The organism is Alloyangia pacifica (assembly GCF_020524285.1).
Taxonomy (GTDB): Bacteria; Pseudomonadota; Alphaproteobacteria; order Rhodobacterales; family Rhodobacteraceae; genus Salipiger; species Salipiger pacificus_B.
In genome coordinates, this window is sequence record NZ_JAIVKX010000009.1 from 204,193 (window position 1) to 219,597 (window position 15,405).

At 67.5% G+C, this 15,405-nt stretch carries 15 protein-coding genes; 5 read left to right on the top strand and 10 right to left on the bottom strand.

From position 1 onward, the window contains the following. Positions 1-14 precede the first annotated feature (14 nt). Positions 15-1,091, bottom strand: coding sequence for a ShlB/FhaC/HecB family hemolysin secretion/activation protein (locus tag LC039_RS14225; RefSeq protein WP_226625319.1), 1,077 nt, complete (start codon positions 1,089-1,091; stop codon positions 15-17). A gap of 378 nt (positions 1,092-1,469) precedes the next feature. Here LC039_RS14225 and LC039_RS14230 point away from each other — a divergent pair, with 378 nt between their 5' ends. Continuing rightward, the gene (locus LC039_RS14230; RefSeq protein ID WP_226625556.1) at positions 1,470-3,047 is read left to right on the top strand and encodes a helix-turn-helix domain-containing protein; all 1,578 of its coding nucleotides are present in this window, start codon (positions 1,470-1,472) and stop codon (positions 3,045-3,047) included. Between the two features lie 310 nt (positions 3,048-3,357). Here the strand turns inward: LC039_RS14230 and LC039_RS14235 are convergent, their stop codons facing one another. The 3 genes from LC039_RS14235 to LC039_RS14245 all read right to left on the bottom strand — a co-directional run bounded on the left by LC039_RS14235 (position 3,358) and on the right by LC039_RS14245 (position 5,465). Beyond that, the gene (locus LC039_RS14235; protein WP_226625322.1) at positions 3,358-4,482 is read right to left on the bottom strand and encodes an aminotransferase class V-fold PLP-dependent enzyme; all 1,125 of its coding nucleotides are present in this window, start codon (positions 4,480-4,482) and stop codon (positions 3,358-3,360) included. A gap of 75 nt (positions 4,483-4,557) precedes the next feature. Next, complete coding sequence (locus LC039_RS14240; protein ID WP_226625325.1) at positions 4,558-5,013, bottom strand: Lrp/AsnC family transcriptional regulator; 456 nt, start codon at positions 5,011-5,013, stop codon at positions 4,558-4,560. After that, entirely contained in the window at positions 5,010-5,465 is a 456-nt protein-coding gene (locus LC039_RS14245) for an Lrp/AsnC family transcriptional regulator (protein WP_226625327.1), read from the bottom strand. Before LC039_RS14245 ends, LC039_RS14240 begins: the two co-directional genes overlap by 4 nt. 177 nt (positions 5,466-5,642) lie before the next feature. Between LC039_RS14245 and ilvC the strand changes: the two genes are divergently transcribed. Continuing rightward, positions 5,643-6,665: a ketol-acid reductoisomerase gene (gene ilvC / locus LC039_RS14250; protein ID WP_226625330.1), complete on the top strand. Its 1,023-nt coding sequence runs from the start codon at positions 5,643-5,645 to the stop codon at positions 6,663-6,665. A gap of 94 nt (positions 6,666-6,759) precedes the next feature. Here ilvC and LC039_RS14255 read toward each other — a convergent pair whose 3' ends face one another. The 5 genes from LC039_RS14255 to dctP all read right to left on the bottom strand — a co-directional run bounded on the left by LC039_RS14255 (position 6,760) and on the right by dctP (position 10,262). After that, positions 6,760-6,924, bottom strand: coding sequence for a hypothetical protein (locus LC039_RS14255; protein WP_226625332.1), 165 nt, complete (start codon positions 6,922-6,924; stop codon positions 6,760-6,762). A gap of 86 nt (positions 6,925-7,010) precedes the next feature. After that, positions 7,011-7,385: an OsmC family protein gene (locus tag LC039_RS14260; protein WP_226625334.1), complete on the bottom strand. Its 375-nt coding sequence runs from the start codon at positions 7,383-7,385 to the stop codon at positions 7,011-7,013. Between the two features lie 16 nt (positions 7,386-7,401). Further along, the gene (locus tag LC039_RS14265; protein WP_226625337.1) at positions 7,402-8,691 is read right to left on the bottom strand and encodes a TRAP transporter large permease; all 1,290 of its coding nucleotides are present in this window, start codon (positions 8,689-8,691) and stop codon (positions 7,402-7,404) included. A gap of 29 nt (positions 8,692-8,720) precedes the next feature. Beyond that, positions 8,721-9,239 (bottom strand): TRAP transporter small permease, encoded by a 519-nt coding sequence (locus LC039_RS14270; protein WP_413463844.1) that lies wholly within the window; start codon positions 9,237-9,239, stop codon positions 8,721-8,723. Positions 9,240-9,248: 9 nt separating this feature from the next. After that, positions 9,249-10,262, bottom strand: coding sequence for a TRAP transporter substrate-binding protein DctP (gene dctP / locus LC039_RS14275; protein WP_226625350.1), 1,014 nt, complete (start codon positions 10,260-10,262; stop codon positions 9,249-9,251). Positions 10,263-10,448: 186 nt separating this feature from the next. On the opposite strand from dctP, the gene LC039_RS14280 reads away from it, so the two are divergent. Next, on the top strand, positions 10,449-11,738 hold the full coding sequence (locus LC039_RS14280) for a PQQ-dependent sugar dehydrogenase (RefSeq protein ID WP_226625352.1): 1,290 nt from the start codon (positions 10,449-10,451) through the stop codon (positions 11,736-11,738). Between the two features lie 136 nt (positions 11,739-11,874). Here LC039_RS14280 and LC039_RS14285 read toward each other — a convergent pair whose 3' ends face one another. Continuing rightward, positions 11,875-13,689 carry a serine protease gene (locus LC039_RS14285; RefSeq protein WP_226625364.1) on the bottom strand — a complete coding sequence of 605 codons (1,815 nt, stop codon included), beginning with the start codon at positions 13,687-13,689 and terminating at the stop codon, positions 11,875-11,877. Positions 13,690-13,888: 199 nt separating this feature from the next. On the opposite strand from LC039_RS14285, the gene LC039_RS14290 reads away from it, so the two are divergent. Both LC039_RS14290 and LC039_RS14295 read left to right on the top strand, forming a co-directional pair. Continuing rightward, positions 13,889-14,848 (top strand): glycine--tRNA ligase subunit alpha, encoded by a 960-nt coding sequence (locus LC039_RS14290; RefSeq protein WP_226625376.1) that lies wholly within the window; start codon positions 13,889-13,891, stop codon positions 14,846-14,848. Continuing rightward, the gene (locus LC039_RS14295; protein ID WP_226625379.1) at positions 14,845-15,357 is read left to right on the top strand and encodes a DUF6446 family protein; all 513 of its coding nucleotides are present in this window, start codon (positions 14,845-14,847) and stop codon (positions 15,355-15,357) included. Before LC039_RS14290 ends, LC039_RS14295 begins: the two co-directional genes overlap by 4 nt. Positions 15,358-15,405 lie beyond the last annotated feature (48 nt).

Genomic DNA, 15,405 nt, shown 5'->3' on the forward strand with positions numbered 1-15,405 from the left:
CCTGCTGCCGCACCTCAGAACTGGTAGGCGGCCTGGAACCAGAGCCGCGTCTGATCCTGCGGCGTGCTGCCCTCGGGCTTCGAGAGGATGTGCGACAGGGCGATCTCGCCGAGGAAATTCCCCTGTAGCGTCCGCACGCCCCAGTTGGCGCTCGACCATTCGTCGCGGTCGCCCGAGAACACCGCGCTGCCCATGTTCCGCAACCGGCCGCCATCAACGGCGACGAAGCCCTGTGTCCGGCGCAGCGCGCCCGTCGACATGTCCGGCGGCTGGAAGTCCCGCGCCAGCTCGACCCGCCCGCCGAGGCACTGGTCGCCCATCACGTAGCTGCGGTCGAAGCCGCGCGCATAGGCATTGGTGCCATAGCCGCAGCGCTGCGAGACCGGCAGGCTGTCGCGGGTGAACTGCCCGATCACCCCGGCGTTCACGTAGGTCGCGGGCTGCACCGGAATCGAAACCTCTGCACTGAAGGCCACGCGCAGAAACTCCGGCGTCACCCCGCGTGCGCTCGGCAGCGGATTGTCTGCCTCGGAGGCGCCGAAGCCCGACAACCCCTTGGTCACCGCTAGCGCAAGACGGCGGCGGAAAGCGAAGGGCTTGCCACTGTCGTAGGTCAGCGCCAGCCGCAGCAGCCGCAGATCCTCGTCCGCCACCTCGAGCCCCATCATCTCGTCCGCGTGCGATTTCGCCGCGAACTCGAACGATCCGGTCAGCTTGTCCTCGCCCAGCGTCCAGACATGGCGCAGCCCCAGCGCCATGGTCTCGCGCTCGCCGGTCACGTCGAGCGGCATGAGGCGCTCGGTTCCGAGCAGGTAATCGCCGTAGTCGTAGTTCACGTAGAGCGTCGTGCCGGTGCCGAGCCCGAGCCGATAGCCCAGCCCACCCGCGCGCAGTTCGGGGCCGCCGTCGATATCGGGCCCGCCGAGCACGCCAAGCACGTCAATCTGGCTGCCATATTCCGTCGCGAAGGGAAATGAGACGCCCAAAGAGCCGACGTAGCGCCCGATCGGGTCCGAGCCTGTGGACGAAATTGTGGCGACCGCGGTCAATTCCTCGACCTTGCGGATTTGCGAGGTTGATCCCCTGTCCACGCCGGTCACCGGATCGACAACAAAATCCGCAAAGAATGCCTGTGCCCGCGCCTCGCCCCCCGAAAGGAGCACAAGTAACCACACGACAGTAAAGGCAAAACGCATAGAAAATTCTAATGATCCCGGCATGCTGAATGGTGTCCTTTCACGGCATACTGTTGGCGCGATGCTTTTGAGTCCGGGAAGGAATTCAACGGGAGGCGAAATTGCGAAAGCTATGGTAATCTACCACCAATTGATAAGAAATGAATAATTTCCACGCGGGGTTCGATACAAGCTGCCGCAAATTCGGGGGTCGCCATTACCAACGCCCAACAGTTTTCCCAGATCACCTTTGCAGAGGATTTCAGCTCCGCGCAGACCAGCGGCGGTCAGACCCTGCGTTTCACCCGGTCCGAGGCGCGGGCGCTCGCCCTGCTCACCCGCCATCCCGACAGGATTTCCACGCGCGAGATGCTGCTCGACGCGCTGACCGAGGTCGGCTCGGACCGCAGCGAGCGGAATATCGACTTCGTCATCAACCGGCTGCGCCGCAAGCTCGCCGACAACGCCCGGAGCCCCCGGTTCATCGCCACTCGCTACGGCGAAGGCTACGTCTGGGTCGCCGGACCGCCGGCGATGCTGCGCGATCCGGCCCGGGCCGACCTGCTGGTCGGGCCGCTGAACGGGCTCGACATGCTCGGCACGCTGCGGCCCCGCGCGGAGCGTTTCGCCAAGACCCTGCACGAGGTGGTCAAGGATGAGATCCCCGACGGGCAGAGCGTGATCTTCATGCCCGACGCCCTGCCGCGCGCGGGCACCGCCGGCCAGGGGCCGAGCAAGATGATCGAGCTGACCTTCTTCGCCGAGGACGGCGCGGTGCACTGCGTGACCGCGGTCAAGCAGTTCGACACCGCCCGCCTGCTGTCGGTCGGACGCGTCGGGCTCGAGGACGACGGCCATGCGCTGCTGACCGACCCCGCGGCCATGCGCGGCTTCATCCGGCGTCTGCTCAACGAGGCCTGGCACGCCAAGGCCGGGGCGACCGACGCCGACGCGCCGCTGCCGGTGTCGATGTACACGGCGGGTTTCTGGAAGATGGACAGCAGCGCCACGGCGACCGAGAGCCTCGCCAAGCTGACCGCCAAGGCCGAGTCGATCGACCGCAAGTATCTCACCGAGTGGCGCCAGTCCGAGCGCAGGATCATAGAGCTGCAGGACGCCGCCCCCGAGGATGCAAGCCTGCGGATCATGCACGCGGCGCATCTGCACACGAAATACATCATGCTCGGCCACAAGCTCTTTGCAGATGGCGTCGACGAGCGTGCCGCGGACGAGGCGGCGATCGAGGCGCTGGTGACCTCGGCCCTGCCGAATGTTCAGGACACGCCGGACCTCGCGATCATGGCGGCAAAGCTGCTGCATTTCCTCGACCGCGGCTACGACGAGCTGGCCGTCGGGATCGCAGAGCAGGCCTATCGCGCCAGCCTTTCGGTGACCTCGACCCTGCCGCTGATCGGGCAGCTGCGCGCCTTCATGGGAAGGATTGATGCCGCAATTCCCTGTATCGAGCAGGTGCTGCAACTGCTCGAGCCGGGCTCCAGGCCGTATCTTTACGCGCTGACCATCAAGTGCCAGATCCTCGTCGCCTCCGGCAACCGCGACGCGCTCGGCGACGCCAAGCGCCAGCTCTACAGCGTCTCGGTCCTGGCGCCGCTGTTCTTCGAACCGCTCTTCGGTGATCCGGACAACCCCACGCTGCGCGGCCGGCTGGCCTCCAGGGCCATGTCCCGGCGCATGGCGCTCGGCTGTCTCAAACACGCCGACTATGTCTCGGCCCGGCTTTTTGCCGTGGAGGAGCACCGCAACAATGCGATCCACAGCCCGCTGGCGCTGGTCTGCCGCCGCTTCGGGCCCGAGGCGGTGCCGCCCGAGATCGCCGCGCGCTACCCGGCGATGATGGCGCGTCTTTGCTGATCGCCCCGTTGCGGCGCAAAAATCGCGGTCTGCAACAATTGCGCGAGAATCGTGGTGCAGGCTGGTCACCGGAGCAAAGGGCAGCTTCCGTCCCGCAAAGCTCCGACCTCGATCCGAAGCGCGGCCTCCTTGGTCCCGCCGCGCCTGCGGACCAGCGATCTGCCCGGCCCGAACCTTCTTCCGTGGCTCCACGCCGGGCAGATCGTCTCTTTTCAGGAAAGCGCCCCCTCAGGGAAGGGGTTGCCGGTGCAGGCCGGTGCTCCGGCGGGCAAGAGGCGCGCCTGCTCGGCGCGCCCCCCGGCTCTCGAGATCAGAGAACCTCGCCCATCACCTTGTCCAGACGCGCCACCGTGGCGTCCACGTCCTTGAGCTTGTCGAGCCCGAAGAGGCCAAGGCGGAAGGTCGAGAAGCCCGCGGGCTCGTCCACCTGCAGCGGCACGCCGGCGGCGATCTGCGTGCCCTTAGCGGCAAAGGCGCGGCCCGACTGAACCTCGGGATCGGCGGTATAGCTGACCACCACGCCCGGCGCGCCGAAGCCTTCGGCGGCGACCGACACCACACCCTTCGACGCCAGAAGCGCGCGCACCTTGCGGCCAAGCTCGAACTGTGCCGCCTTGGCCTCGGAGAAGCCGAACTCGCGGGTCTCGTTCATCGCGTCGCGGAACATGCGCAGCCCGTCCGTGGGCATGGTGGCGTGATAGGCATGGCCACCCGCCTCGTAGGCCGCGGTGATCTGACGCCACTTCTTGAGGTCCAGAGCGAAGCTGTCCGAGGTGGTTTCTTCCAGACGCGCCAGCGCGCGCTCGGACATCATCACGAGGCCTGCGCAGGGGGTCGAGCTCCATCCCTTCTGCGGGGCCGACAGCAGCACGTCGACGCCGGTTTCCTTCATGTCGACCCAGGCGCAGCCCGAGGCGATGCAATCGAGCACCATCAGCGCGCCGACCTCATGCGCCGCCGCGGCCAGAGCGCTGATGTAATCGTCGGGCAGGATGATCCCGGCGGCGGTCTCCACGTGCGGCGCGAAAACGATGTCGGGCTGCTCGTCGCGGATCTTGGCGGTCACCTCCTCGATCGGCGCCGGGGCAAAGGGCACCTGGATGCCGTTGCCGGTGGCGCGGGCCTTCATCACGATGACATCGCCGCCGAATCCGCCGGCCTCGAAGATCTGGCTCCAGCGGAAGGAGAACCAGCCGTTGCGCACCACCAGCGCCTTTGCGCCGCGGCCGAACTGGCGGGCCACCGCCTCCATGCCGTAGCTGCCGCCGCCCGGCACCACGGCGATGCCGTCGGCACCGTAGACCTCGCGCAGCCCGGCCGAGATGTCGCGCATCACCTCCTGGAAGGCCGCCGACATGTGGTTGAGCGAGCGATCCGTGAAGACCACCGAGAATTCGTCGAGACCCGTCGGGTCCACATCCTTGCGCAGCGCCATGGCCACCTCCTTTGTTGTTGCGCAGGGGTTAGCGCGTTGCGCGCGGATTGGCAAAACCTCCGATGGTCGCGGGCGTCAGAGCGGCCCGGGACGGCGCTCCTCGGTCAGCACCACGTTGGCCTCGACCCGGCCCACACCGGGCAGGGTCATGATCCGCCGCCGCAGCACCCGTTCGAAATCGGGAATGTCGCGCGCCACCACCCGCAGGCGGTAGTCGAAGGCGCCGAGCACGTGCTCGACAATCTGCACTTCGGGAATGGCCGAAACAGCCCGCTCGAAGTCCTCGAGGCTGACGCGCCCCTTGGTGGCAAGCTTCACGCCGAGAAAGACGGTGACGCCAAACCCCAGCGCTTCGAGGTCGAGATCGAGCCGCGGTTTACGGAAGACGCCCATCTCGCGCAGCCGCTGGATGCGCCGCCAGCAGGCGGGCTGCGAGAGGCCGAGCTGCCGCCCCAGCGCCCCGGCGCTGGCACCCGCGTCCTTGGCCAGCGCCAGAACCAGCGCGCGGTCGGTGTCGTCGAGGTCGATCATAGGGGCACCGTCTCGTCGGATTTCACCAGCGCCACGTGCATCAGCGCCTCGATGTCCGAGATATGCGGCAGGGTGAGGATCTGGCCCCGGTAGAGCTGCTGGTAATGCGCCAGGTCGCGGGCGATGACCGCCAGACGCACGTCGATCGAGCCGAGGAAGGTCTGGATCTCGATCACCTCGGGCACCTGCCGCGCCGCCGCGATGAATTCGTCGAAGGCGCTGGCGACGGTCTTGTCGAGCGCCACGCGCAGCGAGACCTCCAGATCATATCCCAGGGCGGGCCAGTGGATCACCCCGCGCGTGCCGCGCAGCACGCCCTTCTCGCGCATCGCCGCGAGTCGCCGCGCCAGGGTCGAGGGCGTGACCCCTGCCCGCTCGGCCAGTTCGGCCCCGGGCAGGTCCGGCGCCGCCTGGAACTGGCGCAGGATGCGCCGGTCGGTGTCGTCGAGCATGTTTTCGCCGTTAATTCATCATTTCGAGAATGATCTTTCATCTTTCGGAAAAATATTCAAGAAAAACGCAACCCGCATCACCAATGGGTACGTAAATTGCGCCTCATAACCAAGCGGCGCAACAAACCGCCCGCACCAAGACCCGCAGCAAGGCTGCACCAAGGAAGGAAAAGACCCATGCGCGTCTATTATGATCGTGATTGCGACATCAACCTGATCAAGGACAAGAAAGTGGCCATCCTGGGCTACGGCTCCCAGGGCCACGCCCACGCGCTGAACCTGCGCGACTCGGGTGCGAAGAACATCGTCGTCGCCCTGCGCGAAGGCTCGCCCTCGGCCAAGAAGGCCGAAGCCGAAGGCCTGCAGGTCATGGGCATCGCCGAAGCGGCGGCCTGGTGCGACCTGATCATGTTCACCATGCCCGACGAACTTCAGGCCGAGACCTACAAGAAGTACGTGCATGACAACCTGAAGGAAGGCTCGGCCATCGCCTTCGCCCACGGCCTCAACGTGCACTTCGGCCTGATCGAGCCGAAAGCCGGCGTCGACGTCATCATGATGGCGCCGAAGGGCCCGGGTCACACCGTGCGCGGCGAATACACCAAGGGCGGCGGCGTTCCCTGCCTCGTGGCGGTCCACAACGACGCCACCGGCAAGGCGCTGGAGATTGGCCTGTCCTACTGCTCGGCCATCGGTGGCGGCCGCTCGGGCATCATCGAGACCAACTTCCGCGAAGAGTGCGAGACCGACCTCTTCGGCGAGCAGGCCGTGCTCTGCGGCGGCCTCGTCGAGCTGATCCGCTGCGGTTTCGAGACGCTGGTGGAAGCTGGCTACGCGCCGGAAATGGCCTACTTCGAGTGCCTGCACGAAGTGAAGCTGATCGTCGACCTGATCTATGAAGGCGGCATCGCCAACATGGACTACTCGATCTCCAACACCGCCGAGTACGGCCAGTACGTCACCGGCCCGCGCATCCTGCCCTACGAGCAGACCAAGAAGGCGATGAAGGAAGTCCTCACCGATATCCAGCAGGGCAAGTTCGTCCGCGACTTCATGCTCGAGAACGCCGTGGGTCAGCCGACCATCAAGGCCTCGCGCCGCGCCAACGACGAGCACGAGATCGAAGCCACCGGCGCCAAGCTGCGCGGCATGATGCCCTGGATCTCGGCCGGCAAGATGGTCGACAAAGCGAAGAACTGATCGGGATTGCCCGAACAGACGAAAGGCGCGGGAAATCCCGCGCCTTTTTCTTTTTCGGCTAGGTGTCTTGCGCATCGCGAGCCACGCGAGCGCCTCAGTCCTTCTTCTTCGCCTCGTTCTGCGCCTTCATGCGCGCCAGAAGCTCTTCCTTGCTCGCCTTGCCGCCGGTGCCGGCCTTGCCCTCGCGCTTGAGGTCTTCCGCCTTGAATTTCGGCTTGTTCGAACCGGCGCGCGCGCCGCCCATCTTGCTGTAGTCCATGACACGATCCTTTCCGCTGCCACGAAGATGACGTCACATGCCCCATCCGGCGCGGCTTCACAAGCGGCGCGCGGGGCATGGCCGCCTCACTCCAGGGTGATCTTGCAGTTGAGCGTATTGCTGACCGTGCAGATCGACTTCGCCTCGCGCAGCATCTCCTCGGGCAGTTCGCCCTCGATACGGCAGACCATCGACTCGATCCGCCCCGGCGCATCGAGCGATTTCTCGGCGGTCACCTTGATCGCATAGGCGGGCAGCGCCACGTCCTCGCGCTTGGCGACGATGCGCAGCGATTCCACGAGGCAATGCGCCACCGACGCCATCAGGGTCAGTACCGGCTTGTCGTAGGGCGGATGCGGCAGCGGCTCGGCGCCCTCGCCCGAGACGAAGCGCACAGGACCTTCGGGGGCGAAGAGCACCGAGACCGGGCCGAAGCGCTTGGGACGGAGTTTCAGGGCCATGTGGGAAAACCTTTCCTCAGAACAACAGGTTGGGCAGGTAGAGCGCGATCACCGGGAAGGCGGTCAGCACCCCCAGCGCGAATAGATGGATCAGCCAGTAGGGCACCGTCGCCGTCGCCACCCGCCCGAGGCTGATCTCGTTCTTGGTCAGGCTCGACAGCACCGAGAGATTGAGCCCCACCGGCGGCGTCACCTGGCCGATCTCGATGACGATGGTGATCAGCACGCCGACCCAGACCGGATCATAGCCCAGCCCGGTCAGCAGCGGGAAGACCACCGGCAGCGTCATGATCATCAGCGACAGCCCGTCGAAGAAGCAGCCGAGCAGCAGGTAGATCAGCACCACGATCAGCAGGATGCTGTACTGCCCGAGCCCGCTCGATGCGACGGTGTTCAGGATCTGCTGCGGGATGCCGAGGATGCTGACCGACTGCGCGAGGATCGTCGCGCCCAGCACCACGAAGCCGATCGCAGCGAAGAGCTGCGTCGAATGGAAGATCGCGTCGAGCAGCTTGCGCAGGGTCAGATCGCCCCAGAGGAAGGAGATCAACGCCGCCAGCACCACGCCCAGCCCCGCCGCCTCGGTGGGCGTGGCGATGCCGCCGATGATGCTGCCGATCACCGCGACGATCAGGATCAGCAGCGGCCAGACCTGGCTGAAGCCGCGCAGGATGTCGCGCAGCGGCAGGCCGCTCTCGTCGCGCGGGGCGATCTGCGGGTGGCGCAGCGCCTTCACCAGAATGTAGCCCATGAACATCAGCCCGATCATCAGCCCCGGCAGGATCCCCGCCATGAAGAGCCGCCCGATCGAGGTCTCAGTGAGAGCGCCGTAGATCAGGAACGACAGGCTCGGCGGGATCAGCAGCCCCAATGTGCCGCCGCCCGCGAGGCTGCCGACGATGACGTCCTTGTCATAGCCGCGCCGCACCATCTCGGGGTAGGCGACCGAGCCCACGGCGGCGGCGGTCGACATGCTCGAGCCGCTGACCGCGCCGAAAAGCGTGCAGACCGCGATATTGGTGTGCAGCAGCCCGCCCGGGACGCGGCGGAAGAGCGGGGCGAAGGCGGAATAGGCGCGGTTGCTCACGCCGCTGTGCAGCAGGATTTCCCCCAGCAGGATGAACAGCGGCACGGCGCTGAGGGTGAAGGAGTTGAACACGCTCCAGATCGCATCCACCGCCAGCGAGGTCGCGCCGTTGGAATAGACGTGCAGCAGCACCAGCCCCGTGAGGCCAAGCGCCGCGCCGAGCGCGACGCCGGTCGAGGCGCAGAACACCATGACGCCGATCAGCGTGGTCCAGAACATGGGCTATCTGTCCTTTTCGGGGGCCGGGATCACTGCACGTCCTCCGGCGCGTGCGGCCGTTCGGGGGCCAGCAGCCCCAGCAGCCGTCCGGCGAAGATCACCCATGTCACACCGACCGAAAGCGGCAGCGTCGCCATCCACGGGTAGAGCAGCACGCGGGCGGTCTCGGTCTTGAGGTTGCGCTTCCAGGCGAACTCGAGCCAGGGGATCGACTCCAGCGCGATCCAGCCGAAGAAGAGCACGCCGACCAGCATCGCCGCGATGCGCAACAGGTGCGGGACGCGGCTCCGCAGGGCGTCGGCGACGATCGAGACCCGCACGTGCTCGGCCCGCAGCGTCACCAGCGGCAGGGCGAGAAACAGCATGGCGCTCAGCATCAGCCCCACCATGTCCTCGGTGATATGGACCGGCGAATTGAAGAACCGCCGCATGACGACGCTGGTGGTGATGATCCCGACGATCCCCACCATGGCCAGCGCCGCCAGCAGCGCCATGGCGAGGGCCAGAACTTCCAGCCCCCGCGTCAACCTGTGTCTCAGCGCCACCATCGCCGTGGATCAGCGGCCGAGCGCTTCGAGCACGCGGGCGCGGTAGTCCATTGCGTTGCCCCCGGCTTCCTCGGCGAGCATCGCCCAGGTCTCGGACACGGCCTCCATGAACTGCGCCCGGTCTTCCTCGGGGAAGTCCTCGCCCCAGGTCACGCCCATCTCGCCCAGCTTCTCGCGCGCGGCCATCTCGGCCTCGGCGTCCTTGTCGTACTGGTTGGTCCGCTCCCAGAGCGCATCCGCCGCCGTGGTGATCGCCGCCTGGATCTCGGGGTCGGTGGACTCCCAGGTGTCGGTGGCGACGCCCAGCGTGTAGGGCGCCGAGGCCATCGGGTAGAGGAAGGAGGCGTAGTTCGTCACCTCCTGCAGCGAGATCGTGCTGGCGTAGAGCGCCGGGTAGAGCGCGCAGTCCACCACGCCGGTCTTCAGCGCCACGTAGGTCTCTTCCTGCGGGATGATCTGCGCGGCAACGCCGAGCTTGGTGAAAGTCTCGACCTGCTCGCGCGCCCAGACCCGCAGCTTGACGTCCTTGAGGTCCTCGAGCGTGTGGATCGGCTCGTCGCGGCAGAAGACCGAGACGGAGAGCGTCGGGATCGCCACGAAGCCGACGGTGGTCACGCCCCAGTCGGTGTATTCCTCCTCGTAGATCTCCTGCGCCACCGGCAGCACCGCCTTCAGCTCGTCGACGGTGCTGATCGCGCCCTGCACGAAAACCGACGACAGCGCCGGCGCATCGCGTCCGAGGTAGTTCGACCACATCAGGCTCATCTCCACCGCGCCGCGCGGCAGCACGCGCAGCAGGTCGGTGTTCTTCAGCCCCAGCGAGCCACCGCTGTAGACGGTCAGCGTGAAGTCCTTGTCGGCGAGCGCCGTGTTCACGTCCTCGGCGAACTGCTCGATCTGCGCGGTCTCCGGCCGGGTCTCGGGCAGGAAGTTGTTGAGGCGCCACTCTTCGGCCACGGCCGAGGTCGCGGCGGTGCCGGCGATTGCGGCGCCCAGAAGCGCGGTGCGGATGCGGATGTTCATTGGCGTCTCTCCTCTCGGCCGATCTCGGGGCCGCTCGTGCCCCCTGTCCGCGGCACATTCAATGGCCGCAACTGGTTGACCTTGGGGCGCAATCGCCTTTTGCGGGTGCGCGCAATCCGCGCCGAGGGCCTTTGCCGCCCGATCTCGCTGCGCTAGGCTCTCGCCGACACAGACAAGGGGGCGGAGATGGACTTCATGGCACGCGTGACCGCGATTGTCGGCGGCACGATGGTTCTACTGCGGCGCGCGGGCGCGCCGGGCACACAGGCGTTCGGCGCAAATCCTAGCATACCGGAGGCAAAGAAGCAGGGGATCATGACCCTGAAGATGCCGACCGCCAAGGGCTGGGAGCCGGGGCAGACCCCGAAGGCCGCGCCGGGGCTGAAGGTCAACGCCTTCGCCTCGGAGCTGCAGCACCCGCGCTGGATCGAGGTGCTGCCGAACGGCGACGTGCTGGTCGCCGAGGCGATGCAGCAGGGCCGCCCGCCGCAGACGCTCTTCGACCGCGCCATGCATGCCACCATGCGGCGCGCACGGGCGCTCGGAGACAGCGCCAACCGCATCACGCTCTGGCGCGACGAGGACGGCGACGGCGTGGCCGAGCGGCGGGAGGTCTTCATCGACAAGCAGAACCAGCCCTTCGGCATGGCGCTGGTGGACGGCACCTTCTACATCGGCAACACCGACGGCATTGTCGCCTTCCCCTACGAAGAGGGCGCGACCCGGCTGACCGGCGAGGGGCGCAAGCTGGTCGACTTCAAGCCGGACGGCCACTGGACGCGCAGCCTGATCGTCTCGCCCGACCGCAGCAAGATCTACGCCGGGGTCGGCTCGCTAAGCAATATCGCCGACGAGGGCGTGGAGGTCGAGCAAGGCCGCGCCGCGATCTGGGAACTGGACCTGAAAACCGAAGAGGCGCGCATCTTCGCCTCGGGCCTGCGCAACCCCGTCGGCATGGCCTGGGAGCCCACGACGGGCGCGCTCTGGACCGTGGTCAACGAGCGCGACGGCCTGGGCGACGAGACCCCGCCGGATTACCTCACCTCGGTGCAGGACGGCGGCTTCTACGGCTGGCCCTATTGCTACTGGGGGCAGATCGTCGACGACCGGGTGCCGCAGGACGCCGCGCTGGTCTCGCGTGCGATCCAGCCCGACTATGCGCTTGGCGGGCACACCGCCTCGCTCGGCCTGTGCTGGATGCCCGCGGGCACCCTGCCCGGCTTCCCGGACGGCATGGTGATCGGCCAGCACGGCTCATGGAACCGCTCGACCCTGAGCGGCTACAAGCTGGTCTTCGTGCCCTTCGAGAACGGCAAGCCCTCGGGGCCGGCGCGCGACATCCTCTCGGGGTTCCTCGCCGAGGACGAGAGCGTCTCCTACGGCCGGCCTGTCGGCGTCTGCATCGGGCCGGACGGCAAGTCGCTGCTGATGGCCGATGACGTGGGCGACATCATCTGGCGGGTGACCGGGGCCTGAGGGCCGTCAGCACAGATCGGAAAAGACAACAGGTCGAAAAAGAGAGAGGGGGGCGCTGCCCCCCTCTTCGCCTTGCGGCGAATTCACACCCCGTGACCTTCGTCTAGACGAAGGTCACGGGGCCATGCGCTCCGGATCATTCCCAGCAGTTGACCGCCACGGTCATGTCGCGGGCGGCGGCGGTGAGATCCTCGGGGGCCATGACGCCCTCGCCCTGCGAGGCGTTGCCCGGGATGCCCGCGCCCTGCAGGAAGGCCATCAGCGCCGAGGCATCGGTGGCAAAGGCCACGTTCTCCGGCAGTTGCTTGGCGCCCGGATCGCGCGGCATCAGCACGCCGACCACCGAGCCGCCGGCGTCGAGCACCGGCCCGCCGGCATCGCCCGGCGTCGCCTCGACCGCCAGCCGTGCCAGCCTCTCCTCGCCGCCGAGCCCCTTGCTGTCCTCGAGGGCGCCGAAGGTCAGCGTCGGCGCGCTCAGCACGCCGCCATAGGGGAAGCCCGCCACGGCCACCTCGGAGTTGAGCCGCGGCGTGTCGGTGCGCAGCCGCGCGACCCCGCGCGGCGCCAGGGCCGCGGTCGGGCGCAGCAGCGCCACGCCGAGATCCGCATCGCTCTGAAGCAACTGCGCGTCGTAGCTGCCGTCGAGGGTCAGCCGGCTGCAGCCCGCCACGGAAGCGGCCGAGGTCAGCACCGTGCCGCGCGCATCGACGAAGAACCCCGCCACGGTCTCGCGCGGCTTGCGCACCGGCAGGCCCGAGACCAGGTCGACCGCCTGCCCGTCGTCGCTGACCGAGGCCGGGTCGAGCACGCCGGAGGTGGCGCGGAAGCTGGTCTTCATCATGTTCACCACGCGCTCGAAGCGCGCCTCGTCGCCGGCGGGCCAGACCAGCGTCCAGCCCTTGATCTGCCCGTCCTGCAGCTGCACCTCGGTATAGCTGGTGATGTTGGCGTTGGCGCCGGTGAGGGTGAAGCCGTCGCGGCGCAGGCTGCGCGGGCCGGTCATCGGCACGATCGCCAGCGTCTGCAGGATCTCGTAGAGCCCGCCAAGCGCCTTGCGGTTGCCGGGCTGGCTGATCAGCAGCGCCTGCGCGCCTTCAAGCTCGCCATTGCCCTTGTAGATCGCGAAGGGGGCCTCGTGGCGGTCGAACTCCAGCACGCCCATCGGCAGCTCGATGGCGATGCCGGCGCGGGCGTCGGCCACCTTTTCCATGCCGGTGCCCTCGAGCACCGCGTTGTACTTGCCGAGCAGGTCGGCGCGCTGGCGAGAGGTGAGAATGCCCGTCACCTCGTAGCCGTTGTCGCGCTGCCATGCACCCATGGCCATGCGGGTACCATTGCCGAAGGCGCCGTCGATGGCGCTGTCGTAATGGCCCGACCAGCGCAGCGCCACCTGCAGCTGCTGGCGCTCGGCGGCGCTGAGCTGCGCCTCGCTGCGGCGGGCCTGCGCCACGGTTTCCTCGGGGATCACGGGATCGGCCGCGGCGGGGGCTTCCGCCGCGGCCTGCGGCGCCTCGCCCTGATCCTGCGCCAGCGCATCCGCCAGCGCCGCGGTCTGCTCGGCCGGCGCCGGATCAAGCGGCGCCGGGGTCACCGGCGCCTGCGCCGCGCCGCCACCGCCCCCCGCCCCGACCGGCCAGAACTGGCGGCCGTACTCGCCGGCCGCGGCGAGGTAGGAATCGCGCGGGATCTGCCCGGCGGCGCGCAGGCTGCGCAGCTGCGCGGCGGCGAAATCGGGATCGTAGGGGCCGAGCGCGATACCGTACCAGCCGCCGCCCAGCGAGAAGCCGTTCACGTCGCGCAGCCCGCCGGCGTAATCGCGCAGACGCGCCTCGGCCTCGTTCAGGCTGGGCTGCGCCTCGATCTGGATATAAACCACGTCGCCCTGCTGCGCTTCCACGCCCTGCGCCAGCATGACGGCCGCAGTGCCTGCTAAAAGAATGGATCTGAACATGGCTTCACTCGCTCCTCGGGCCCCGGTCTACTGATCGTCTCTTGTTTTCTGAGCCGAGTCTGTAACAGACCCCCGGCTCGCGTCATCTCAAAAGATGGTCAGGCTGGCGCATTGACCCTTGACCGTTGCACGCATAATCAGGCAGCCGACCATTGGACGACGGGCGCCCGCACAGGCGGCGCGCAAGGGGAAAGATGCCATGAGCGAGATCCGCAGCGAGAGCAGCAAGCCGCGCAGCTTCCAGGAAATCATCCTGCGGCTGCAGACCTATTGGGCCGCCAAGGGCTGCGCCGTGCTGCAGCCCTACGACATGGAAGTGGGCGCCGGCACCTTCCACCCGGCCACGACGCTGCGCGCGCTCGGCTCGAAGCCCTGGGCCGCCGCCTATGTGCAGCCCTCGCGTCGCCCGACCGACGGGCGCTACGGCGAGAACCCGAACCGACTGCAGCACTACTACCAGTACCAGGTGCTGATCAAACCGAGCCCGCCGGACCTGCAGGCGCTCTATCTGGGCAGCCTCGAGGCGATCGGCATCGACATGGCGCTGCACGACATCCGCTTCGTTGAGGACGACTGGGAAAGCCCGACGCTGGGCGCCTGGGGCCTTGGCTGGGAGGTCTGGTGCGACGGCATGGAAGTCTCGCAGTTCACCTATTTCCAGCAGGTCGGCGGCCATGACTGCCACCCGGTGTCGGGCGAGCTGACCTACGGGCTCGAGCGCCTGGCAATGTACGTGCTCGGCATCGATCACGTGATGGAGATGCCGTTCAACGATCCCGAGTCGCCCATCGCGCTGAAATACGGCGACGTTTTCCGCCAGACCGAGGAAGAATACTCGCGCTGGAACTTCGACGTGGCCAACACCGAGGTGCTGCTGCGCCACTTCGAGGAGGCCGAGGCCGAATGCGAGGCGATCCTCGCGCGTGCCCATGACGATCCCAAGACCGGCAAGCGCATCGTCATGGCCCACCCGGCCTACGACCAGTGCATCAAGGCCAGCCACCTGTTCAACCTGCTCGACGCGCGCGGCGTGATCTCGGTCACCGAGCGCCAGGCCTATATCGGCCGGGTGCGCACGCTGGCGAAGAAATGCGCCGACGCCTTCGTCAGCACCGAGGCCGGGGGCTGGAGCCCCGAGGCCGCGGAGAGCGCCGCGTGAGCGGCAAGATCCTCGCGATCTTCATCGTTGCGGCCGCACTGATCTTCGGCGCGGTCGTCTACTACGCGCAGGTCTACTACTTCTACGAGCCGCTGCCCGAGGCCGAAGCGCGCGTGGTGCTGACGCCGCAGGACCGCGGCGCGCCGCGCGACATCCCGTTCCGCGACTTCGAGGGGATCGACGCCTCCTCCTCGCCGATCCGCTACCGCGCCTGCTTCACCACGTCCGAGCGGCCCGACACGCTCGATCCGGTGTTCGAACGCTACGAGGGCGCCGAGCCGCGCAATGCGCCCGGCTGGTTCGGCTGCTTCGACGCCGAGGCAATCGGCGCGCAGATCGAAGCGGGCACGGCGCATGTCTACACCTCGCAGCGTAATATCGAGTTCGGCATCGACCGGGTCGTGGCGATCACCGACGACGGGCAGGGCTACGTCTGGGAAGAGGTGAACGAATGCGGCGACAAGGCCTATGACGGCACGCCGCTCGGCGAGGACTGCCCGGAGAGGTAAGCGCCATTCGCAGGCTAAGGGCGCGGGGCAAGCGCCGTCCTGTGGGAG